General features: G+C 56.6%; 30 protein-coding genes. 4 read left to right on the top strand and 26 right to left on the bottom strand.

Going from position 1 to position 21,188, the window contains the following annotated elements; all coding sequences use genetic code 11:
- Positions 1-77: 77 nt before the first annotated feature.
- The 25 genes from C230_RS0112955 to aroQ form a co-directional block, all read right to left on the bottom strand.
- Complete coding sequence (locus tag C230_RS0112955) at positions 78-968, bottom strand: polyprenyl synthetase family protein (RefSeq protein ID WP_018132471.1); 891 nt, start codon at positions 966-968, stop codon at positions 78-80.
- A gap of 2 nt (positions 969-970) precedes the next feature.
- Complete coding sequence (gene xseB / locus C230_RS0112950; protein ID WP_018132470.1) at positions 971-1,234, bottom strand: exodeoxyribonuclease VII small subunit; 264 nt, start codon at positions 1,232-1,234, stop codon at positions 971-973.
- Positions 1,224-2,609 carry an exodeoxyribonuclease VII large subunit gene (gene xseA, locus C230_RS0112945; RefSeq protein ID WP_018132469.1) on the bottom strand — a complete coding sequence of 462 codons (1,386 nt, stop codon included), beginning with the start codon at positions 2,607-2,609 and terminating at the stop codon, positions 1,224-1,226. Before xseA ends, xseB begins: the two co-directional genes overlap by 11 nt.
- Positions 2,610-2,622: 13 nt before the next feature.
- On the bottom strand, positions 2,623-3,465 hold the full coding sequence (folD, locus tag C230_RS0112940) for a bifunctional methylenetetrahydrofolate dehydrogenase/methenyltetrahydrofolate cyclohydrolase FolD (RefSeq protein WP_018132468.1): 843 nt from the start codon (positions 3,463-3,465) through the stop codon (positions 2,623-2,625).
- Between the two features lie 69 nt (positions 3,466-3,534).
- The gene (locus tag C230_RS0112935) at positions 3,535-4,545 is read right to left on the bottom strand and encodes an NAD(P)/FAD-dependent oxidoreductase (RefSeq protein WP_018132467.1); all 1,011 of its coding nucleotides are present in this window, start codon (positions 4,543-4,545) and stop codon (positions 3,535-3,537) included.
- 110 nt (positions 4,546-4,655) lie between these two features.
- Positions 4,656-5,603, bottom strand: a complete 948-nt coding sequence (locus C230_RS0112930) for a tRNA (adenosine(37)-N6)-threonylcarbamoyltransferase complex transferase subunit TsaD (RefSeq protein WP_018132466.1) — start codon at positions 5,601-5,603, stop codon at positions 4,656-4,658.
- On the bottom strand, positions 5,600-6,022 hold the full coding sequence (gene nusB / locus C230_RS0112925; RefSeq protein WP_018132465.1) for a transcription antitermination factor NusB: 423 nt from the start codon (positions 6,020-6,022) through the stop codon (positions 5,600-5,602). Before nusB ends, C230_RS0112930 begins: the two co-directional genes overlap by 4 nt.
- Before the next feature lie 53 nt (positions 6,023-6,075).
- The gene (locus tag C230_RS0112920) at positions 6,076-6,300 is read right to left on the bottom strand and encodes a DUF2273 domain-containing protein (protein ID WP_018132464.1); all 225 of its coding nucleotides are present in this window, start codon (positions 6,298-6,300) and stop codon (positions 6,076-6,078) included.
- 2 nt (positions 6,301-6,302) lie between these two features.
- Positions 6,303-6,839 carry an alkaline shock response membrane anchor protein AmaP gene (gene amaP / locus C230_RS20385; RefSeq protein ID WP_018132463.1) on the bottom strand — a complete coding sequence of 179 codons (537 nt, stop codon included), beginning with the start codon at positions 6,837-6,839 and terminating at the stop codon, positions 6,303-6,305.
- Positions 6,840-6,906: 67 nt separating this feature from the next.
- The gene (locus tag C230_RS0112910) at positions 6,907-7,317 is read right to left on the bottom strand and encodes an Asp23/Gls24 family envelope stress response protein (protein ID WP_018132462.1); all 411 of its coding nucleotides are present in this window, start codon (positions 7,315-7,317) and stop codon (positions 6,907-6,909) included.
- Positions 7,318-7,508: 191 nt separating this feature from the next.
- Positions 7,509-8,849: an acetyl-CoA carboxylase biotin carboxylase subunit gene (accC, locus tag C230_RS0112905; RefSeq protein WP_018132461.1), complete on the bottom strand. Its 1,341-nt coding sequence runs from the start codon at positions 8,847-8,849 to the stop codon at positions 7,509-7,511.
- Between the two features lie 15 nt (positions 8,850-8,864).
- Complete coding sequence (accB, locus tag C230_RS0112900; protein ID WP_018132460.1) at positions 8,865-9,371, bottom strand: acetyl-CoA carboxylase biotin carboxyl carrier protein; 507 nt, start codon at positions 9,369-9,371, stop codon at positions 8,865-8,867.
- Positions 9,372-9,673: 302 nt separating this feature from the next.
- Positions 9,674-10,228: a SpoIIIAH-like family protein gene (locus C230_RS0112895; protein ID WP_018132459.1), complete on the bottom strand. Its 555-nt coding sequence runs from the start codon at positions 10,226-10,228 to the stop codon at positions 9,674-9,676.
- 28 nt (positions 10,229-10,256) lie between these two features.
- A complete protein-coding gene (gene spoIIIAG / locus C230_RS20380; RefSeq protein ID WP_018132458.1) occupies positions 10,257-10,823 on the bottom strand; it encodes a stage III sporulation protein AG in 567 nt (188 codons plus the stop codon).
- A 7-nt stretch (positions 10,824-10,830) separates the two neighbouring features.
- On the bottom strand, positions 10,831-11,472 hold the full coding sequence (gene spoIIIAF / locus C230_RS0112885) for a stage III sporulation protein AF (protein ID WP_018132457.1): 642 nt from the start codon (positions 11,470-11,472) through the stop codon (positions 10,831-10,833).
- A 4-nt stretch (positions 11,473-11,476) separates the two neighbouring features.
- On the bottom strand, positions 11,477-12,649 hold the full coding sequence (spoIIIAE, locus tag C230_RS0112880) for a stage III sporulation protein AE (protein WP_018132456.1): 1,173 nt from the start codon (positions 12,647-12,649) through the stop codon (positions 11,477-11,479).
- Positions 12,646-13,047 (bottom strand): stage III sporulation protein AD, encoded by a 402-nt coding sequence (gene spoIIIAD / locus C230_RS0112875; protein ID WP_018132455.1) that lies wholly within the window; start codon positions 13,045-13,047, stop codon positions 12,646-12,648. The genes spoIIIAE and spoIIIAD overlap by 4 nt, the downstream gene beginning before the upstream one ends.
- 21 nt (positions 13,048-13,068) lie before the next feature.
- A complete protein-coding gene (gene spoIIIAC, locus C230_RS0112870) occupies positions 13,069-13,275 on the bottom strand; it encodes a stage III sporulation protein AC (protein ID WP_018132454.1) in 207 nt (68 codons plus the stop codon).
- 16 nt (positions 13,276-13,291) lie between these two features.
- Positions 13,292-13,810, bottom strand: a complete 519-nt coding sequence (gene spoIIIAB / locus C230_RS0112865; RefSeq protein WP_018132453.1) for a stage III sporulation protein SpoIIIAB — start codon at positions 13,808-13,810, stop codon at positions 13,292-13,294.
- The gene (gene spoIIIAA, locus C230_RS0112860; RefSeq protein WP_018132452.1) at positions 13,798-14,823 is read right to left on the bottom strand and encodes a stage III sporulation protein AA; all 1,026 of its coding nucleotides are present in this window, start codon (positions 14,821-14,823) and stop codon (positions 13,798-13,800) included. Before spoIIIAA ends, spoIIIAB begins: the two co-directional genes overlap by 13 nt.
- A 332-nt stretch (positions 14,824-15,155) precedes the next feature.
- Positions 15,156-15,599, bottom strand: a complete 444-nt coding sequence (locus C230_RS20375; protein ID WP_018132451.1) for a CD1247 N-terminal domain-containing protein — start codon at positions 15,597-15,599, stop codon at positions 15,156-15,158.
- A 73-nt stretch (positions 15,600-15,672) separates the two neighbouring features.
- A complete protein-coding gene (locus tag C230_RS0112850) occupies positions 15,673-15,945 on the bottom strand; it encodes a YqhV family protein (RefSeq protein ID WP_018132450.1) in 273 nt (90 codons plus the stop codon).
- Positions 15,946-16,098: 153 nt separating this feature from the next.
- Positions 16,099-16,656 (bottom strand): elongation factor P, encoded by a 558-nt coding sequence (efp, locus tag C230_RS0112845; RefSeq protein WP_018132449.1) that lies wholly within the window; start codon positions 16,654-16,656, stop codon positions 16,099-16,101.
- Positions 16,657-16,691: 35 nt separating this feature from the next.
- A complete protein-coding gene (locus C230_RS0112840; protein ID WP_018132448.1) occupies positions 16,692-17,759 on the bottom strand; it encodes a M24 family metallopeptidase in 1,068 nt (355 codons plus the stop codon).
- A 14-nt stretch (positions 17,760-17,773) separates the two neighbouring features.
- Positions 17,774-18,226, bottom strand: coding sequence for a type II 3-dehydroquinate dehydratase (gene aroQ / locus C230_RS0112835; RefSeq protein ID WP_018132447.1), 453 nt, complete (start codon positions 18,224-18,226; stop codon positions 17,774-17,776).
- 261 nt (positions 18,227-18,487) lie between these two features.
- Between aroQ and C230_RS0112830 the strand changes: the two genes are divergently transcribed.
- From C230_RS0112830 to C230_RS20370, 3 genes are all read left to right on the top strand, one after another.
- Positions 18,488-19,069, top strand: a complete 582-nt coding sequence (locus tag C230_RS0112830; protein ID WP_018132446.1) for a histidine phosphatase family protein — start codon at positions 18,488-18,490, stop codon at positions 19,067-19,069.
- A gap of 70 nt (positions 19,070-19,139) precedes the next feature.
- Positions 19,140-19,343 carry a DUF1657 domain-containing protein gene (locus C230_RS0112825; protein WP_018132445.1) on the top strand — a complete coding sequence of 68 codons (204 nt, stop codon included), beginning with the start codon at positions 19,140-19,142 and terminating at the stop codon, positions 19,341-19,343.
- A 111-nt stretch (positions 19,344-19,454) separates the two neighbouring features.
- Entirely contained in the window at positions 19,455-19,982 is a 528-nt protein-coding gene (locus tag C230_RS20370; RefSeq protein ID WP_018132444.1) for a YhcN/YlaJ family sporulation lipoprotein, read from the top strand.
- 78 nt (positions 19,983-20,060) lie between these two features.
- Here the strand turns inward: C230_RS20370 and C230_RS0112815 are convergent, their stop codons facing one another.
- Positions 20,061-20,339 (bottom strand): DUF1657 domain-containing protein, encoded by a 279-nt coding sequence (locus C230_RS0112815; RefSeq protein ID WP_018132443.1) that lies wholly within the window; start codon positions 20,337-20,339, stop codon positions 20,061-20,063.
- A gap of 123 nt (positions 20,340-20,462) precedes the next feature.
- On the opposite strand from C230_RS0112815, the gene C230_RS20365 reads away from it, so the two are divergent.
- Complete coding sequence (locus C230_RS20365) at positions 20,463-21,143, top strand: N-acetylmuramoyl-L-alanine amidase family protein (RefSeq protein WP_018132442.1); 681 nt, start codon at positions 20,463-20,465, stop codon at positions 21,141-21,143.
- Positions 21,144-21,188: the final 45 nt, after the last annotated feature.

The raw sequence follows: 21,188 nt of genomic DNA, 5'->3' as shown, positions 1-21,188 counted from the left end.
TTTTTGGGGTGTTTTCCGGGGCCCCCGCGAAGTACTCGGAATTCGCTGCGAAGGCTTGCGTCACTTCACGGGGTGTTTTAGTGCTCCCGTTTCAAAAGATAATCGGCGATCGCCCGCAAAATGGTCGTGTCGCGCGGCAGCCGATCCAGCGCGGCGAGCGCTTCCTGTGTCAACCTGACCAATTGGTTGCGTGATTCCTCCAGTCCATATACGCTGGGAAACGTCAGTTTGCCAAGCGCCGCGTCGGCACCGACCGTTTTTCCCAGTTTCTCCTGATCGCCCACCACGTCGAGAATGTCGTCCTGAATCTGAAACGCGAGCCCGAGGTTGCGCGCATACGTGGTGAGCAACTGCAATTCCTCAGGCGAGGCACCGGCAAAAATCGCCCCCATCCTTACAGACGCGGTCAGCAGGTCACCCGTTTTATGACGGTGGATGTACAGCAGCGTCGCTTCATCGGCCGGCTTGCCTGCCGCCTGAATATCGGCCACCTGCCCGCCAATCATGCCCTGTACCCCGCTTGCGCTCGCCAACTCTCGAATGATCGCCAGCTGCTCTTTCTCCCGGCCTTGCATGTCAACTTCCGCCAACACCTGAAACGCGTACGTTAACAGGGCATCGCCCGCCAGGATGGCGATCGCATCGCCATACACCTTGTGATTGGTCGGCCTGCCCCGCCGGTAATCGTCATTGTCCATCGCCGGCAGGTCGTCATGGATCAACGAGTAGGTATGCAGCATCTCGATTGCGCAAGCGATCGGCAGGGCCTCCTCGCGGTCGCCCCCGAGCGTTTCGACCGTCGCCAGCGTCAAAATCGGCCGGATCCGTTTGCCGCCGGCAAACAGGCTGTATCGCATCGCTTCACAGATCGGCTGCGGAGGCTGCGATACGGGAGGAGCGAGGCGGTCAAGCGCCACCTCCACTTCGCTTACGCGGCTCTGTAAATACTCTTCCAGTGAAAATGGCATCGTTACTCCTCCGGCGCAAATGGCTTTTTGCTGAGACCTGCCGCGTCCGCCACCAGCATTTCGATTTTCTGTTCCGCCTGGTCGAGCTTTTCCCGGCAGATTTTGGCCAGCTGCATGCCCTCCTGGAAGCTGGCAATCGCCTGTTCCAGCGGAATTTCGCCCGCTTCCAGCTCGCGCACGATTTTCTCCAGGCCGGCCAGCGCCTCCTCAAACGACAGTGTTTTGTGTGCCTGTTGTTCGTTCGTTTCAATCTTTTTATCCGTCACGATTCTGTTCCTCCTCGATCCCCCATACCTGGCAATCCAGCCATCCGTCCCGCAAGCGCACATGCAGCCTGTCCCCCAACTGCACTTCGTTGATGCTGCGGACCAGATGGCGGCCTTTTTCTTCCCGGTACACCAGCGAGAAGCCCCGTTTCATCACATGCAGCGGACTGTATGCGTCCAGCTTGTCGAGCATCCTGTCCAATTGGGTCCCCGCCGCCGTCAGTCTGTTGGACATGGCAGACAGCATCCGTTGCAAAACGAATCCGAACCGTTCCTCCGTTCGTATCACACGCTCGACGGGCGATGTTTGCGACAGGCGGCGGACGAGCTCATCGACCCGCCGGCTGCGGCTGCCGATCAGCTTGGTCAGCAGCAGCTCAAGCTGATCTTCCGCGTGGTCAATTTGCTGCCGCAACTGTTCGATGCGGCTCGTTGGGCGGGAAAATACGGTTGACTGCTCCAACCGCTCGAGACGCCGCCACAGATCCCGCACCTGATTGGATATTGCGGTGATCAGCCGCTGCTGGGTCGTATCGAGATGGCGAAGCAATTCCAGCAGATGGGGCACCGCCAATTCGGCAGCCGCCGTCGGCGTTGCCGCCCGTACATCGGCCACGAAATCGGCGATGGTAAAATCGGTCTCATGCCCGACGGCAGAAATCACCGGAATCTGCGAAGCGAAGATCGCCCGCGCGACGATCTCTTCGTTGAACGCCCACAGCTCTTCCAGCGAACCGCCGCCGCGGCCGACGATCAGGACATCGATTTGCAACTCCACGCACCGGTTCAGCCGTTCAATCGCAGCCGCGATCGACGCCGGCGCTTCCGTGCCCTGCACCAGCACTGGATGCAGCAGGATGTGGGCGACCGGATAGCGCCTGCGGATCGTCGTGATAATGTCGCGGACCGCCGCTCCAGTGGGCGAAGTGACAACTCCGATCACTTTCGGAAACTTCGGCAACGGTTTCTTGTGTTCCATGCTGAACAAGCCTTCTTGTTCCAGCCGCTCCTTCATCTGCTGAAACGCGAGAAACAGCGACCCCAGCCCGTCCGGCTGCATTTCCTCCACATACAACTGGTACTGGCCGTCCCGTTCATACACCGAAACATAGCCGCGGATGATGACTTTCATCCCTTCCTTCGGGAGAAAGTTGAGATTCCGGTTCTTTGAGGCGAACATCACCGATTTGATGCGGCTGCCCGAATCTTTCAGCGTAAAATACATGTGGCCGCTGCTGTGGCGGGTAAAATTGGAGATTTCCCCCCTCACCCAACAATCGGCCAGCAAGCGGTCCTGTTCCAGCAAACACTTGATCTTGCCTGTTAGCTCGGAAACGGAAAGAATCGCCTCTTCGCTTGCCTTCCGGTTACTCATAAGCCCCCCGTGTTCAATGGCGTTTCGCCGATTCGACTGTATTGTACATCAGCATGGTGATCGTCATCGGCCCCACTCCGCCGGGAACAGGCGTAATCATGCCGGCTACTTCGCTCAATTCATCAAACAGGCAGTCGCCCACCAGCTTGCCGTCGACGCGGTTGACACCCACATCGATCACGACCGCACCCGGCTTGACCATATCGGCACGGACAGTGCCGGCTCGCCCGACAGCAGCCACCAAAATATCCGCCTGTTTCGTCATCGCAGCCAGATCAGGCGTGCGCGAGTGGCAAATCGTCACCGTCGCGTTTTCCGACAGCAGCAGTTGTGCCATCGGCTTGCCGACAATATTGGAGCGGCCGATCACAACCGCATGCTTGCCGGCGATTTCGACGCCGGAACGCTTCAGCATCTGGATCACGCCGTGCGGCGTACATGGCAGAAAGGCAGGCAGCCCGATATACATGTTCCCGACATTTTGCGGATGGAAGCCGTCAACATCTTTTTCCGGGTCAATCGCCTGAATCACCGCTTTTTCCGAGATATGGCGGGGCAGCGGCAATTGCACCAGAATCCCATGAATCTTCGGATCTTCGTTCAATTTGCCGATCAGCGCCAGCACATCCTGTTCCGATACGCTCTCCGGCAAACGATGCACTTCCGAATGAAAATTCAATTCGACAGCCGCCTTCTCTTTTCCTTTCACATAACTGTGCGATGCCGGGTCATCCCCGACCAGGATCACGGCAAGGCCCGGCTGAATGCCTCGCGCAGCCAGTTTCTCCACTTCACTCTTCAGTTCCGCCCGAATTTGCGCGGCGATTTCCTTGCCGCTGATCACTTGTGCAGCCATGTTCCAATCCCTCCTGAAAAATACGGAAAGTCCACGCCCGCCGGACGTAGACTTTGGTCGCGTTAGCTTCTATTTTTTGCCAAAGCCGGACGAACTATGACCCGGATGCAGCTTGGACTGCGGGTCGAGGTAGATCTTCGCGTTGTTGACAGCAGTCGGAGCTTCGCCAAAGCCGGTGGCGATCAGTTTGATCTTGCCGGGGTATGTGACGATGTCGCCCGCCGCGTACACGCCCGGAATATTCGTCTCTCCTTTTGTGTTGACGACGATCGCGTTGTCCTGGATCTCCAGCCCCCAGTCGTGGATCGGACCGAGCGACGCGGAAAATCCGAGCGCGCCGATAATCGCATCGACTTCGATCGTTTCTTCCGTTTTCTCCTTGCTGTTGACAAGCAGCCCCCGCTCCAGCTTGCCTTCGCCTTCCACCGCTTTCAGTTCGGTGAACACCTTCACTTCAACGGATGAGCTGAACAGCCGGCGGACGCTGTCTTCATGCGCCCGGAACTGGTCGCGCCGGTGAATTAGCGTCACTTTTTTCGCGACCGTTTCCAGCATCAACGCAAAATCGACCGCCGAGTCGCCACCGCCCACTACCAGACAGTTGAGCCCTTTAAACTTCGCAAGATCGTCGATAAAATAGAAAATTCCTTTGCCCTCGAACTGTTCCGCGTTCGCTGCCGGCAGACGCCGTGGCGTGAACGCCCCGATTCCGGCCGCGATCAAAACGGTGCGGGAATAGTGGACCGTCGTGTTGGAAGTCAGTTTGAACGTGCCGTCCTCCAGCTTTTCCAATCCTTCGACCCGCTCGTTCAAACAGATGGTCGGATTGTAAGGAGCCATCTGCTCCTTCAGATTGTTGACCAGATCTTTCGCGTATACTTTCGGAAAGCCGGCGACATCATAGATGTACTTCTCCGGATACAATTCCGCCAGCTGGCCTCCCAACTGCGGCAAGCTGTCAATGATCTTCGTCGACATATCGCGGATGCCGGCATAAAAAGCTGCAAACAGTCCCGTCGGGCCACCGCCGATGATCGTGATATCGTATACTTTTTCGTCCACTTTCAATGCTTCCGCCATACACCGAGTTCCTCCTCGCCGTCTCCAAGGTCGTACCCTACCATTATACTATAGTTTGTGCAATCTACCAATCGGTTGCTATTGTCATGTTCGCGATACCGCCAGTCGCGTTACCGGTGCCGGTACGCCAATAAGCCGATGCGGGCAACGCCGTAAGCGTTGTCTGTCGAATAGCGTGGATCGGAAAAAAACAGCTTGGCCCCCACCGCCGGGTGCCCCAACCGGCGGCGCAGGCGGTTGCGTATATGCAGGTTGGCGGCGACGCCTCCCACTACGAGGATCGCTTGCAGACCGGTTTGCTCCATCGCTTTCCGGATCACTTTTTCCAACCCTTTTGCGATACAGTCCTCGACCGCCCGGGCAACGGCGGCAGGCTCGGCGCCCGATTCGATATATTTCCGGGCAGCCGTTTCCGGTCCGGCAAACGACCAGTTCAACCCGCTCACCGGCGACGGCAAGCGGATGGCCGCATGTTCTGGCGATGCGGAGCGGGCCAATTTTTCCAGATGCGGTCCGGCGGGAAACGGAAGTCCGAGGGCCACGCCGACCCGGTCCACAAACTGGCCGGCATGCAGGTCGACGGAACGGCCCAGCGGTTCGATTTGATACCCGGCCGCCAAACGTTTCACACGCAGCAGATCGGACGTACCGCCTGACAGATGAACTGCCAGGAATTCGTCGGCCGGTACTTTCCCTGCGGTCGCTTCTCCAGCCGCGATATGGCCTTCCTGGTGGCTCGTCCGGTAAAGCGGAACCTGGAAAGCGGCTGCAAGGCTCCTCGCTATCGTTTCCCCGGCGAGAAAAACGGGCATATAGGAACCTGCCAGCGGCCGCGGCCGCGACGAGACGCAGATGGCCTGCAGTTCCCGCAAATCCCCGATTCCCTCCATCAGCTCAGGCAAATTTTTGATATGTTGAAACAAGGCGGCCGACTGTTGCAATCCCCGCTCGCCCGCTTCCACTTCCAGCAATTTACGCTGATCGCGGACGATTTTGCCGAGCGAATCGATCAGGCAAACGGATGTCGTATAGTTGCTCGTGTCAATGCCGAGAATCATCCGTTGACGGAACCTCGCAACCGCTCGAGATCCGGCAGCATCTTGCCCAGAATCCCGTTGACAAACTTGCCCGATTCCTCCGTCGAAAACGCCTTCGCCAGTTCGATCGCCTCGTTGATCACAACTTTCGGGGGAGTCTCCGTTTCATACAGCATCTCGAAAACAGCAAGCCGCAACACAGTCAGATCAACGGCCGGCATCCGGTCCAATTCCCAGCCGATCGAATATTGCCGGATCAGGTCGTCAATCGCCGACCGGTGCTCGTATGTACCCATCACCAATTTGTTCAAAAAGTCAAGGTCCAAGTCTCCGCTCGCTTCTTCCAGCACATACCGGATTGCTTCCGCCGGCGGCACTTCGCCGATATGGATTTGAAACAGACTCTGCAGCGCGCATTCGCGAGCTTGCCTGCGCCTCATCGAGCGATCCCTCCACATTTTCAAAAGAAATAGGGCATCACAGTAGTCTGCCCTTAGTCACGCGATTTATCGGGAATCAAACGGTCGACCACGTCCCGCCAGTCCTCCTGGCTGTCCAGCCAGCGCCCCACCAGATAGCCTGCGAAAATAAAACCGGCAAACACCAGCGACTTCCAAAATCCCACCACAAGATACAGCAGGCCCAGCAAGCCGCCGGCCAGCATGCCGATAATCCGCAGGTTTGCCGTCTGCAGGAAAGAAAGAATTTTCCGCCACATGTTTATTCCACCCTTGGCCGTGCAGCAATTTTACCCACATGCGGCCTGGTGATGTCATTCACATACACGACGACGTTCTGGACGCTGACGCCTGCGGTCGATTCCACATAATCTTTGACTTTTTGCTGCACGGACGTGGTGATCTGCGGAATGTCCAGATCCGGATCGACCGACACGCGCAGCCCGATGCGGACTCCGGCTTCCGCAGGCCGGACTTTCGTTTTCAGTTCGCTGACCCCCCGCACCAGCCTCGCCGCCCGGTCGGCGAGGCTTTCCAGCGTCTGCAGGGAAATTCGCACATCCCCGTGCTCCGTTTTGTGTACAATCGATTGCGGTTCTTTCGAACCACCGGCGCGGAAAAACAAAAACCTCAGTGAAACCAACAGCAGAACAGCCGCGCCGACGAGAATTTCCAGTCGATATTCGGCAAACAATTGGGCAGCCCATTGCAACTGCAGCATCTGGGCGCCGATCAAAACGGCCAACACGGCAACCGCCGCACTAAACAGAAACAGCAAAACACGATCCAACGCACCCACTGGCTTGTCCCTCCTCCGGCTGCATAAAACCCCCCTTCCATACCGCTGGATTTCAGGGGGGAACGAGTTATCGAAGGCGATGCGGCTGGGTGACAGCCTCTTCTTCCTTCTCTTCGTTTTTAAAGGTGACGCCCAACACGTGAACGTTGACTTCCACCACTTCAAGACCGGTCATGTTCTCGATCGCGCGTTTTACGTTTTTTTGAACTTCCGCCGCCACTTCCTGGATTTTCATGCCAAACTCCATGACCACCGACAGGTCGACGGCGCATTGTTTTTCGCCGACCTCGACCTTGACTCCCTTGCCGAGATTTTTGCGGCCGAGCAATTCGGCGATGCCGCCCGCCACGCTCCCGCTCATGCCGGCGATGCCCCGCACTTCGGTTGCGGCAAGCCCTGCGATGATTTCAATCACTTCAGGGGCAATGCGGATTTGTCCCATTTCCGTTACGTCAAATTCCAAGTTGTCGATCGACACTTAGAACTCCCCCCTTGTTTGTCCAGATTAGTATCAATAGTATACCAGAGGCTGCAATCGTATGACAAATAAAGCGATCCCAACAAGCAGCCCCAGCACTCACACTTCGGGTTCGTGCCGCACCGGGCCGACTGGAACCAAAGCACATGTCGCCGTGGCGCCAAGCACCGGGTGAAGCAAATTTCAGTACCTTACAATTGGTACATCTCAAGGAACCTGGTGTTGACGTTGCCTTCCACAAACGCCGGATGGCGCAGCACTTTTAAATGGAACGGAATCGTCGTCTTGATGCCTTCGATCTGGAACTCCTGCAGCGCCCTTTCCATGCGGGCGATCGCTTCCAGCCGGGTGGGTGCCCAGACGATCAGCTTGGCAATCATCGAATCGTAGAATGGGGTCACTTTGTACCCGGCATACGCAGCGGAATCCACACGCACCCCAAAGCCGCCGGGCGGCAGGTACTTGGTGATCGTTCCGGGACAAGGCATGAAATTTTTATCCGGGTCTTCCGCATTGATCCGGCATTCGATCGCCCAGCCGTCCAGCTGCAAATCGTCCTGCGTGAACGACAGCTTCTCGCCGGCCGCCACCCGGATCTGCTCTTTGATCAGGTCGATCCCGGTGATCATTTCGGTTACAGGATGCTCCACCTGAATCCGCGTATTCATTTCCATGAAGTAATAGTTGCCATGCTTGTCAAGCAAAAATTCGACCGTTCCCGCACCCGAATAGTTGACTGCCAGAGCGGCAGCCACCGCCGATTCGCCCATCCGCTTACGCAGTTCGGGCGTGAGAGCGGGTGAAGGCGCTTCCTCGATCAGCTTCTGATGGCGGCGCTGGATCGAGCAATCCCGTTCGCCGACATAGACAGCGTTGCCATGTTTGTCCGCCATGATTTGAATCTCCACGTGACGCGGTTCTTCTACAAATTTTTCCAGATAGACACCGGCGTTGCCGAAAGCGGTCTCCGCTTCGACTTGCGCCAGCTTGATCGCTTTTTCCAGTTCCTCCCGGCTGTGCGCGACGCGCATGCCTTTGCCGCCGCCGCCGGCCGTCGCTTTAATGATCACCGGATAGCCGATTTCGTCCGCCACCCGCAGCGCCTCTTCCGTGTCTTCGATCAACCCGTCCGTTCCCGGAACGCACGGAACGTTCGCTTTTTTCATCGTATCTTTGGCAACCGCTTTGTCGCCCATTTTTTCAATCGCTTCCACACCCGGTCCGATAAAAGTGATGCCGCAGGCTTCGCAGATTTCGGCAAAATCGGCGTTTTCCGCAAGAAACCCGTAGCCCGGATGGATCGCATCGACGCCGGTCGAAGTCGCTACCGCCATAATATTGGGGATGTTCAGGTAGCTCTGCTTGCTGGCCGTCGGTCCCACGCAATACGCTTCATCCGCAAGTTTGACATGCAGCGATTCGCGGTCCGGTTCCGAATAGATGGCAACCGTTTCGATCCCCAATTCGCGGCAGGCGCGAATCACGCGGACTGCAATTTCTCCCCGGTTGGCAATCAAAATTTTCTTAAACACGCCAAGCCCTCCGTATCATTCCGGTTTTACCAGGAACAACGGCTGTCCGTATTCGACCAGTTGACCGTTTTCCACCAGCACGGCGGCGATTTCGCCGCGGACGTCCGCTTCGATCTCGTTCATCAGCTTCATGGCTTCAACGATGCAGACGACCGTTTTTTCGTTGACTTTCGAACCGACGCGGACATACGGTTCAGCTCCGGGAGCCGGCGCCGCGTAGAAAGTTCCAACCATCGGCGATACGATTTTATGTAATGTAGGATCTTCTTCGGGAGCCACCTTCCCCTTTTCTTCCGCTTTCGCAGGTTCAGCCGGAGCGGCAGCAGCAGGCGCGGCAGGTGCAGGAGCAGCCTGAACCACAGCCGGAGCTTGTACCGCCGCAGATTGTACGGCAACAGGCGCCGCAACACCCAACTCTTTCTTGATCACCAGCTTGGTGCCGGCAGCTTCCACATTCAATTCCGTAACCGAGGTTTCGTCGATCAGACGCACCAATTCCCGTATTTCGTTCATCTTAAACATGCTTTCTGGTCCTCCCTTTAGGCCTGTTCTCGATTCCCCGGCAAGCGGTCGCCAGACTTGTCCGCGTTTCCGGGCCTCACCAAAGAAACCGGAAGCAACCGCGAGGCTCCAATCCCCTTGCTGGGCGAAAATATGGTAGGCACTAATGGAAAGTATACCACATTGTGGACAGGTGTTACTACTCCATAGTCACCTCTGCGACCGCCCCCTGGCGCACCATGAAGGCGGGGCGCCTCTTCCGAGGGCGCCTCCGCCCACATGACAGCCTGAGCACGCCCCTTCCGCTGTGCCAAACAGTCTTGTCAAGGCCGGTAAGATACCACGATATCGTTGGCCGGAATACCGAGTTCCTTGCTGACGATCATGTAAATTTTCGCCACCTGTTCTTTCGTCAAATCGGGCGCTTGCACCGTCACGTTCACCCGTGTGTTGTCTTTCGTCACCAACGCCGCCGGATAGCCTTCCGCCTCCAATTTGTTTTCCGCACTCTCCGCTTTCGAGGAGAACTCCTGCAGCGCGGTCAGTTCTTTCTCCGCCTCCACCTTTTTGTCGCTCGACGTGTTGCTGTCGGCGATCACCTTTTGCAGTTCTTCCACTCGCTTTCCGTAGTTTTCTTCGTTTTTGATGATTTGTTGAACGAACCAGTCGCTCGCCTCCGGGTTCTTTTTGTCAGCCGGCTGCGCCTGGTCTTTCTTCTGGTTGTTCGCTTGACCGTCTTTCGCCGCCTGCTGCTGTTTGGCAGTGTCGGTGGTTGTTGTCGGAACCGGCTTCACCGTTTCATCGACCGTGTAATAGCCGATCACCATCAGCGACAGGATCATCATCGTCGAAAGCCATACCGTTTGCCGTTTTGCCATTATCGTTCCCTCCTGGACGGGTTGATTGTCAATTAGCTTTTTTCGGCTGGATCGCGATCCGGTGCATGGGCACTTCCAGCACGCGCTGAATCGATTCCATCATCATCTGTTGAATCCTCGGCTGTTCGGCGCCTCTCGCCACCACCAGCACCCCCCGCACATGGGGTTTCACCGTTTTGATCACGACAGGTTGATCGGGCGATCCTTTGGTCAGCACCATCTGCTTGTTTTCGTTGAACGTCGTGATCTCACGCTGCCCCCCCTGCTTGTCGGTTTCCCGCGTCGTCTGCTTCTGGTTCTGCAGATTTTCGTAATACACTTTCTCCTCTGTCGAATCCAAATTCACCATCACCGTGACATCGGACACCCCCTGAATCTGGTTTAAAATCTGGGTCAGCTTCTGCTCGTACAGCCGTTCGTATTCGCTGATCGCCTGGCGGTCGGTGTTGATCTCGGTCGACGCCGGCAGGGACTCGGACGGCTTGTATTTCTCCGGCGCTTGGAACGAACCGAACAGCAGCAAAATCAGTCCGAGCGCCCCGAGCAAATAGGTCCATTTGGGCAGGCGGGACAGAAAGCCGAAATCGAGATTCATCTGCATCTCACCCCCTTGCTTGCGATTCCATTTGCACTGAGATGACAGAATGCGGGATCTGAAGCCGGTTGGCAATCGTCTCTCGAATCTGCTGCAACAGCTTTTCGTTCTCCGCATCCGCTTGCTGCCGGACAGTCTCCCTTGCCGCATCCGGTCCGATCACCACCGGTTGCACCGGCTCAATTCCGCTGCCAGCCCGGCCATTCGATTGGGGGCGCACCCAGACGTTCAGCTGCTCAATTGTTCTCGCCTGGCCCGGTTCGTTGGCGGAATCGGCCAGCCAGGCTTGTACCTTGGCTACTTCCAGCGGATAAGCGGATTCGATCTGCTGTTTGATCGTTTGTTCCAGTTGTTCGGAAAACTTTTGTTCCGCCAGCCGCAGCTGATCCCGCTGGATTTCGGCCGCTTTTGACCTGATCGAGTCGAAGCCGGCAACCTGCGCAGCAGTATCCGGCCAGCGGATGCGGGATATGTCAAACTGGCCGTGGTACAGCGCGGAAATCGGTTTCAGCATGGTTACCATGATCACCAGTCCCATCACCAGTTTCACGTAGTTGCGCATCGCCGACGCCGGAACGATCAGGTCCATCACCACCGCAAACAGCAGAATCAGGACGATCTGGGACAGCCACGAGGATAGAAACGACACGCTCTCACCTCACCATCAGTTGAATGTTGCCCGCCATCAGAATCATGGCGACGGAGAGAAAGAACATGAAGCCGACCGTGGCCATCGCCGAAAAGACCAGAAACAGCGTCTTGCCGATCGTCGCCAGGCAGGAGATGACCGGCGAATTGCCGAGCGGCTGCATCAAAGCACCCGACAGACTGTAGACGATCGCCAGACTGATGATCTTCAAGGCCGGAAAAACGCAGATCAGCGACAGAATCAGCAAGCCGCCGACGCCGATCGAATTTTTCACCAGCATCGACGCACCGGCAACCGTCTCAAGCGAATCGGAAAACATCTTGCCGACCACCGGGATCAGGGTGGAAGTGGCAAATTTGGCGGTTCGCAGCGCGATTCCGTCGGCGATCCCGCCCATCGCCCCCTTGACCGCCATGACACCGAGAAAAATCGTGAATCCCGCCCCCAGCAGCCAGTTGCCGGTCGTACGCAAAAACCCGCCCAACTGCGAAAGTTTGTAGCGGCTGGAAAATTCGGACACCATCAAGAGCACTGCCGAGAAGAAAATCAGCGGAAACACGACGATCGTCACCAGTCCCGCAAACGAATTGACGGAAAACACGACAGTCGGGTACAGCAGACCGGCTGATGTGACCGCGCCGGACGAAGCCATTAACGTCAGCAGCAGCGGAATGCTGCCCAGCATGAAGCTGCTCATCATGTCGATCGCCTGTTTCGCATAACCAGTCGCGGTGAGAAACGAATTGACCGCCATAATGATCAACGCCATGTAGATGACGGCAAATCCCACCTGGGAGACCGTATTCCGCTCGAACGCGTTTTGCAAATTTTCCAGCAAGGCGGCCAGCACCGCCAGGATCAGAATGCTGCCGAGCAGCTTCGAATTTTGCATGATCTCGTAGAACAAAAATTTGGTCATGCCAAGCAGCACACCCTTTAATGTAAATCCCTCATCCTTCAGCAGATCGAGCACGCCGGGTGACGACGCGGCTGGCAAGAAATCGCCGTACTGGTCGACCAGATTCCGCCAAAAGCGGTCGATCTCGCCCGTATCGAACGTCGTTTCCGCTGCCTTGTCCGGTGCCGTCTGCTGGCCCTGCTCCGCCAGTGCCAGCTGGAGAGGGGACACAAATTGTAGCAGCAGGACCATTCCGATCAACAGTAGCCATTTTTTCACCCGGCACCCCCCCGCATCATCACCTGTAGGATCGTGTCGATCACCACCCGCACCACCGGGATCGCCAGCACGAGGATCAGGATTTTGCCGCCAAATTCGATTTTCGAAGCGAGCCCCGCTTCGCCCGAATCGCGGACCAGCTGTGCCCCGAATTCAGCGATGTAGGCGATCGTGATGATTTTCAGGATGGTGCCGACCAGTTTCAGATCGACGTTCGCCTGCAGCGCTAATTTTTCAATCTCTTCCAGAATCAGCCGGACCGGGGGCACCAGAAACGCGAACAAAATCACACCGGTCAGGAGAGAGATCAGCAGCGCCAGCAGCGGCGACTGCGATTTCACCGTCAGGATCAAAAATACGGCAATCAGCGCCAGTCCAACGATTTGCAGGATGTCCATCGGCGATCCTTCCCCGGCTGCTTATTGAAAGCGAAAGACACTGGTGATTTCCGACAGCAGCGTCTCCAGTTTGCTTAGGACCAACAGCAGTGCAATCGCTAATCCGGCCAGCGTCGTCCAGTGGGCGAAATCCTCTTTTCCGGCCAGTTTCAGCACCGTATGCAAAACGGCTGTCAAAAAGCCGATGCCGGCGATTTGCAAGAGTGCACTTACCGCAGATGAAAACATTCTCCCATCCCCCTGCCTAGTACATGATGATGACGGCCGCCAACCCCAGCAAGGCACCGAGATACCGCCACATTTTTCCCAGCCGTTCCCGTTCGTCGCGGGCGATCGTTTCCTCGGCGGACAGCCGCGCACAGGTGAGGCGAATGTGTTTGAGCTGGTCGGACCGGTCCGAATGGCCGAGCGTATGGCCGAATGTCAACAGGATGTCCCTGTCTTGCGGCCGCAGATGCAGCTTTCCGCCGAAGCAGAGCACCTGCTCCTGAAAAATCTGCCCGGCCGATCGCCCGTCCCCGCGCGCCAACAGATGTCCGGTGTCTTGCAGGAGGAGGCCAATTTTTCCGGGAATCCGCTGCCCGATCCGCGCCAAAGCTTCCGGCAGCGGCGTCGCGCCGTAGGCGATTTCCGTCTCCAGCATCTGGAGCGCCGTGATCAGTTGGTTCAACTGTTTCGCCCGTTCTGAATAGGAATTCGCTTTCCACAGGCCGACTCCGGTTGTCGCCGTCACCACCAGCGCCGCTCCGATCAGCTTGACCATTCCGCCCGACCCTCTCGCCGATGCAGGCATTGCCCGTGTTTGTCATAGACCGCTTCCAGCGTGACGGGCCCAAGGCGTCTGGAGAGCACCAGATAGCGGGAAAATACCTGTTCCTCAATCAGCGACCGGATCGCCGGACGCTTCTTCACTTCCGCCATGTTATGCCCGTGCGCCGATGCGATGACCGCAACGCCCGCGTGCACCGCTTCGAGGATCGCGTCGCGGTCCGCTTCCCGTCCGATCTCATCGGTGATCAGCAGCTGCGGCGACATCGACCGGATCATCATCAGCATCCCTTCTGCTTTCGGGCAGGCGTCCAGCACATCCGTGCGGGAACCGACCGCATGCTGCGGGATGCCGTTGACACAACCGGCGAGTTCCGATCTCTCATCAACGATCCCCACTTTTTGCCCCGGCAGGTTGGGATGCAGCAGGCCGTCGCTCACTTGCCGCGCAATGTCTCGCAGCAGCGTGGTTTTGCCGCATTGCGGCGGCGAAATGATCAGCGCGTTGTACAGCTTGTATCCAGCCGGATTGATCAGATGCTGCTTGATCGAGTCTGCCACGCCGGGAACTTCACGGGCGATTCGGATGTTCAAATGGGTGATGTCCTTCATCGTTTGTACAAACCCCTCGGATGACAACACCGTCCGCCCCGCGAGTCCGACCCGATGGCCGCCGGCGATCGTCAGATAGCCGCGGCGCAACTCTTCTTCCAGCGCGTACAGGGACGATCGGGTCAGCAACTGGATCGTCTGGGAAACTTCTTCCTGTGTCACGCGGTATGCTTTGTGATCGAGGCGGATTGGCTGCCCTTCCGGATCCAGGTAATAATCTCCCTGGTGGGTATAAACTTGCAGCGGTTTCCCCTGCCGGATGCGAATCTCTTCCAGCGCAAGCTGCAGCGGGCGGGGAGACCGGCTGATCAGATGGCGGATAACGGGAGCCAATACAGGCAAAATCTGCTCGCGGATGACCATTTCCATGCGATTTTGGGAAGCTGTGGGAAGCAACGTACCCCCTCCTCGTCCACAGGTAGATATTCCATACATATGGAACGGCTTGTTCGTTTATACCAGCTTCGCGTCAAAAAAATACAAGTCTCTGCAGCGGGAAATGGTATTTTCGTAGAAAATGCAAGAAGGGGAAATCCGAAAATAGCAGCCCCACTACCGGGCGCGATGATGCTTCGCCCGGTCGAAGAGTTGTTCCTGGAAGGCAATAGCTATGAGGCAAGCGGCCAATATGTACACGAAGGGCCAACCAGAAAAATCCGGCTGGCCCTCAATTCCCTAGTCCTGCCCATCCGTACACCGATCTCTTGCGGCAATCTCGAAAAATCGGATCAGGTCGTAACCGGCGCCTCATCGTTCACCAAAATCGTTTCGTGGCACTCCGGACACAACACTTCCACCACCTCATCGTCATCAAACACGGTTGAGTCGACAAACACCGTCCCGTGGCAGTGCGGGCATTCCATCTCCAGATACTGGATATCGTCATCCGCCTCGTCGCACGCCTCGCAGACTAAATCTTCCTCTTCATAATCGTCGTAGTCATCGTACTCGTCGTAAAAATCCTGTTCCAAATCGGTCAGATCTTCATCGACCGCCCCGAGATATTCTTCCAGATCGTTCTGTTGAACGGCCAGTTGATCCACCGCCCGCACAATGCCGTCCAGCAGTTCCATCATCTCGAGCAAAATCCGCCCTTCCGGCGAATTTTCATTCAGATTCAAACCGGATGACAGCCCTTTTATATAAGCCATGCGTTCCTTCAGCTCGTGCATACAGGGTCCTCCTTCAGCCGTTGTCACCCGTAGTATGCACAACTGGGCAACGATTCAATAATGTAAACAACTGCTAGCCGCGCACGCCGTAGAGGATCAGTCCGACGCCGCACATGACGATCAGCATTTTTGTAAAATCCAGCCTGTCCGCCAACCCGATCAGCCCGAGCGTCGTGACCAGAATCAGCACGGTGGGGCCGATCAGGGACAGAAATGCGTTCACCATCACCGCCCGTTCAATCGTTCCATAGTAAAGCATCAACAAGGCAGCGATCACTTCGATGCTTCCGGAAAGCAGACGGAGGCCCGCCATTCCCCACACCATCTTGTCCTGCACGTCGAACATAGCCACACCTCATCCTTTTGCTGTGCGAACTCATCTCGTTCATAGGAATCTATGCGGCAGCAAGACAAACTAGAACGCAAAAACCGCCCCCTCAGACAAGGGTGCGGTTTTTGCCCCGCCATAGTTGGGGGCGCTCCAAGCAGATCATCCTATCTACGCGCGCGATACATATTCGCCGGAACGGGTGTCAATGATTAGCTTGTCGCCGACCTCAATGAAAAACGGTACCTGCACGACATATCCGGTTTCCAGTTTCGCCGGTTTCGAACCGCCGGTTGCCGTGTTGCCCCGGATGTTCGGATCGGTTTCCACCACCTCGAGTTCGACCGTGTTCGGCAATTCGATTCCGATCGGCGCACCTTCGTGCATCATCACGAAGCAATTCATGTTTTCTTTCAGGAACTGGATCTCATACTGCAGCTGGCTGGCCGGAATCTGGATCTGCTCAAATGTCTCGGTATCCATGAACGTATAGCTGTCACCGTCATTGTACAGGTACTGCATTTCACGGGTTTCGACACGTGCGCGCGGCACTTTTTCACCTGCATTGAAAGTCATTTCCTTGATGGCGCCGGTTTTCACGTTTTTCAGCTTGGTGCGGACGAAAGCCGCCCCTTTCCCTGGTTTCACATGCAAAAATTCAAGCACGCGCCAAATCTCGCCATCGTATTCGATCGTCACTCCGGGACGAAAATCGTTGCTTGAAATCATCTGAGTCATTCCCTCCTAAAATTTTCGGTCGCTAATCAAAGGATGAACAAGTCCTTGCTGGAACCGGTTAACCGCTCGATTCCGGAATCGGTGAGCAGCACATCGTCTTCGATCCGCACCCCGCCGAACCCGGGGATGTAAATGCCTGGTTCCACCGTCACCACCATGCCCGGTTGCAAAACATCGTTGGAAACTGCCGACAAACGGGGCTCTTCGTGAATATACAAGCCCAACCCGTGACCGAGGCTGTGCCCGAAGTGATCGCCATAGCCTTTTTCCCGGATGATGTCCCGCGCCAGCGCGTCCGCCTCCTGGCCGGTCATCCCCGGCTTGATGTGTTGCAGCGCGTGCAATTGCGCTTCCAGCACAATCTCATAGATCTCCCGCTGCTTCTCGGTTGCTTCGCCCAACACGACGGTGCGCGTGATGTCGGAGCAGTACCCTTGGTACAAAGCGCCGAAATCGAGCGTGACAAAATCCCCTTTTTCCAGCAGCTTGCCGGAAGCAACACCGTGCGGCAAGCTGGAGCGGACGCCCGATGCGACGATGATGTCAAACGAAGAACTGGCAGCTCCCTGCCGGCGCATGAAAAATTCCAGTTCGAGGGCCACATCCCGCTCGCTGACGCCCGGCTTCAAATAACCGAGAATGTGGGAAAACGCATCATCCGCCAGCTTGGCGGCTTGCCGCAGGATCGCGATTTCCTCCTCATCCTTGACGGCTCGCAGCTTCTCGACGATCCCCTCGGCCGGCACCAGCTCAACCGGGGCGAATTTTTCGAGGTAAGTCGAATACAGTCCGTATGTAAGATAGTCTTTCTCAAAGCCGAGACGTTTGATGCCAAGGCGGATCAGTTCGGAACGGATCGTCTCCGGTGCGGAAGTTCCATGCTGCACTACGTGAAAATCAGGCGCCTGCTCCTGCGCTTGCTCCGTGTACCGAAAGTCGGTGATCAGCACGGCGTCCTCCGCCGTCACCAGCAAGCAGCCGGCCGTTCCGGTGAAACCGCTTATGTACCGACGGTTTTCCGGCTTGACGACCAGCAGCCCGTCAAACGGCTGATCGGCGAGCTGTTGTCTGAGTCTTGCCAAACGTTTTTGCATAAGCCACCTGCTTTCTACTTGAGGCGTACCTGACGCTTGAGATGATCGATCAGCGCCAACAATCCCAACACATAACTGTAAGTTCCGAATCCGCTGATCTGCCCGACCGCAACCGCAGCCAGCACCGAATGCCGACGAAACTCCTCGCGCGCGTGAATGTTCGACAGGTGGACTTCCACCGCTGGCACGGGTACCGCGCTGATCGCGTCGCGAATGGCGATGCTGTAATGGGTGAACGCTCCCGGATTGATCAAAATTCCCTCTGCGCTTCCCACGGCCGCATGAATTCGGTCGATGATCGCCCCTTCATGATTGGACTGGAAGAAGTCCAGTTCCACCGAATGTTGCTCCGCGGTCTCCGCCAGTTGCCGGTTGATGTCTTCCAACGTAGCGGTGCCGTAAATTTCCGGTTCCCGTTGGCCAAGCAAATTCAGGTTCGGACCATGGATCACAAGAATCCGCGCCAAGGCAATCCCTCCCAGAATCACGAAGTCATTGTAGCACAATTTCTCCCGAAAGAGTAGTAAAAAACGAACACGTAGAGCCATGCACCTTTTCCATCCGTTCGAACCATTGACCAGACGCCGAGCAGCTCGTGGCTGTTGCCATGCCCAGTCCCATTTTCATCATCGGTTATATCCACGTTGACCCGATTTGTAAAGAAACATTTGCGACGGCTGCTCTGTTATAATGGTACAGTACTGATTTTGCGAGGTGACTTGACGAAGATGACGGAGATTTGCCTGGTGCGCCACGGAGAAACGCTTTGGAATCGGCAAGCGCGGCTGCAGGGTTCGCAAGACATCCCGCTGTCGGACATCGGCATCGAGCAGGCGCGAACGGCAGCCGCCCATCTGTCGAAGGAGCGCTGGGATTTGCTCTATTCAAGCGATCTGTCGCGGGCGAAACACACGGCAGAATGTATCAACCAGCGCCTGAATGTGCCCCATTATCTGGAGCCCGGATTGCGCGAGCGCAATTACGGCTCATTGGAGGGGATGACGCGCGACGAAATCGAGGCTCGCTATCCCGGCGTCCTGTCACAGCCGGACCAGCATCCGATCCCCGGTCTGGAAACGTATGAAGCGCTCAGCCAGCGGGTGAGGGAGACGGTTGAATCGATCGCGCAGCGGCATCCTGGCAAACGGATTTTGATTGTCACGCACGGCGGCACGATTAATGCTTTTTTGCATGCGATCACCGGACAGCGGGCCGGGGCAATCGACAATACGGCGATCACGCGCGTGCGCTATGACTGCGGGCGCTGGCTAGTGGACTGCATCAACGACTGCTCCCATCTCGGCCAATGAAGGAGCCGCAAAATTTCCCACGGTTGCCCGGCGGGCTCCCGGAAAAGCTATGTGTGGAGGTGACGCCCGCATGACAGTCGGCACAAAACTGCAGCAAACGGTAGCCTCGATCGAATCGGCCGCCGCCAGCCTGAAACAGTTCGCGCTCGACACGCAGGACAAACAGGCGAAACAAATGTACAACCAGTTGGCGCAAACGTTGGACAACTGCAAAAGCACGCTGCAATCCCGCCTTAATTACATTCAGCAGCAGGAACCGCAATACCGCCAATAACGCAAAAATTGCGGTCAGCCAGAAAGGCATGCCCAGCTTCGGGTATGCCTTTTTGATTTTTGGTGATAGTAATTACCGGGAAAAATGCATTCTTCTGAAGGAGTGACCTCGATGAAACCGATTCGCAAGTTCCATGCATTGACCGCTTGTGTACTGGCGACCGCGTTGCTTGCCGGTTGCACACCGGCTCATCCGCGAGCGCAGCGCTATGGGGCTCCTGCCCCCGCACCAGCTCCTGCTCCGGCGGCGCCTGCACCGGATACGGTCCGGACTGCACCACCCGCACCGGCACCGGATACGGCCGCTCCGATGCGGGAGGCGCAAAATATCGCGAACTCTCTGGTCGGCAAACATAACATCAGCCGCGCGAACGTGTTTGTGACCGACCGCACCGCGTACGTCGTCGTCAACATCCCGAACCTGGCGCACGGTGCATTGACCGATCAAATCAAAAACGATGTGGCAAATACGGTCCGCCAGGTGGATCCGAGTATCGACCGAGTGTTTGTGTCCGCCGACCCGGATGTATTCGAACGGTTCCAGGGATACAGCAACGATATCCGGGCTGGCCGACCGGTCGCCGGAATTTACGATCGGTTTGCGGAACTCGTCCGCCGGGTGTGGCCGCAGGCACGCTAACAGCCAACATACGAACAAGGAGGATCGGCCGGACCCTCCTTGTTTTCACATGTAGTCAAACACGTTGCGGAGCGTGAATTACGAACGGCGCTGCTGCATCTGCTGTTGAGCGGTTTGCTGAGTTGCTTGTTGCTGCATCTGCGCTTGCTGGTTCATTTTGTATTGCGGTTCTTGCTGCTCGATTTGGTTCACCCGCGACCGAAGCGGATTGATGATTTGCTGCTCCATCGCGTTGGCCAACTGGTTGTACAGTTGCTTCGCCTGCTGGTTGTTGGTATCGAGAGCGAACGTTTTGAAGTTGGCCAGTGCAGATTCGCAAGATGCCAGCGTCTGATGCAGTTTGGTTCCGATCGTCATGCGGATCTCCTCCTCAAGTGGTTTTGGGGTTTCCCCTCTGTTACTATCCGCAGAATGCGGTGGACTTATAAGGAGAAAATATTGAAAGTGCAGTGACATCGCAGGAAAGGCAGGTGCACCCGGTTGCGCATCGTACTGGCGCTGCTGCTGACGATTTTGCCACTTTTGTCGCTGTCCGCTCCGGCGATCGCCCAAAACGACACACCCCCGCTGATCATGATCGATGCCGGACACGGCGGCATCGACGGAGGAACGCAAAGCAAGGACGGCAGCATTTTGGAGAAAGATCTGAATCTGCAAATCGCCAAAAAGCTGGCGAAACAGCTGCGGGAGGCAGGATTTCGCGTGGCGATGACGCGGGAAACCGATCAGGATGTGACCCAATATGCGCCGATCGACCGCGGTTGGGGACGGCACAAGCGGGATCTGTACGGAAGGGTGGAAGCGGCCCGGCAAACAGGTGCCACGCTGTTCGTCAGCCTGCACGGAAATCATGGGCGGGCCCCTCATCGCGGCGGGATCGTCTACTACCAGCCGGATTCGTTTGAAAGCTACATGTTGGCGTCCGAATTGCAGACTCGTCTCAACCGGTTATCGAAAAAGAAGTATATCCCGCGCCAGGGGAAGAGCTTTTTTATCTTGAGAAGATCGGACATCCCCAGCGTACTGGTCGAGTACGGCTACTTGTCAAATGACGAAGAGCTGGCCAACCTGCTCGACGAATCGTACCAGAATCGGCTGGTCCAATCCCTGTGCGACGGAATTGGGCAATTTGTCATGTTGTATCATGTAACAAAAAAATAGGAGGACTCGCGTCCTCCTAGTTGTGGAAACTCTCTTCTCTTTGCC

The sequence above is a fragment of the Effusibacillus pohliae DSM 22757 genome (assembly GCF_000376225.1).
Taxonomy (GTDB): Bacteria; Bacillota; Bacilli; order Tumebacillales; family Effusibacillaceae; genus Effusibacillus; species Effusibacillus pohliae.
Note: the sequence above shows the minus strand (reverse complement) of the source record. Positions and strands in the feature narration are given on the sequence as shown.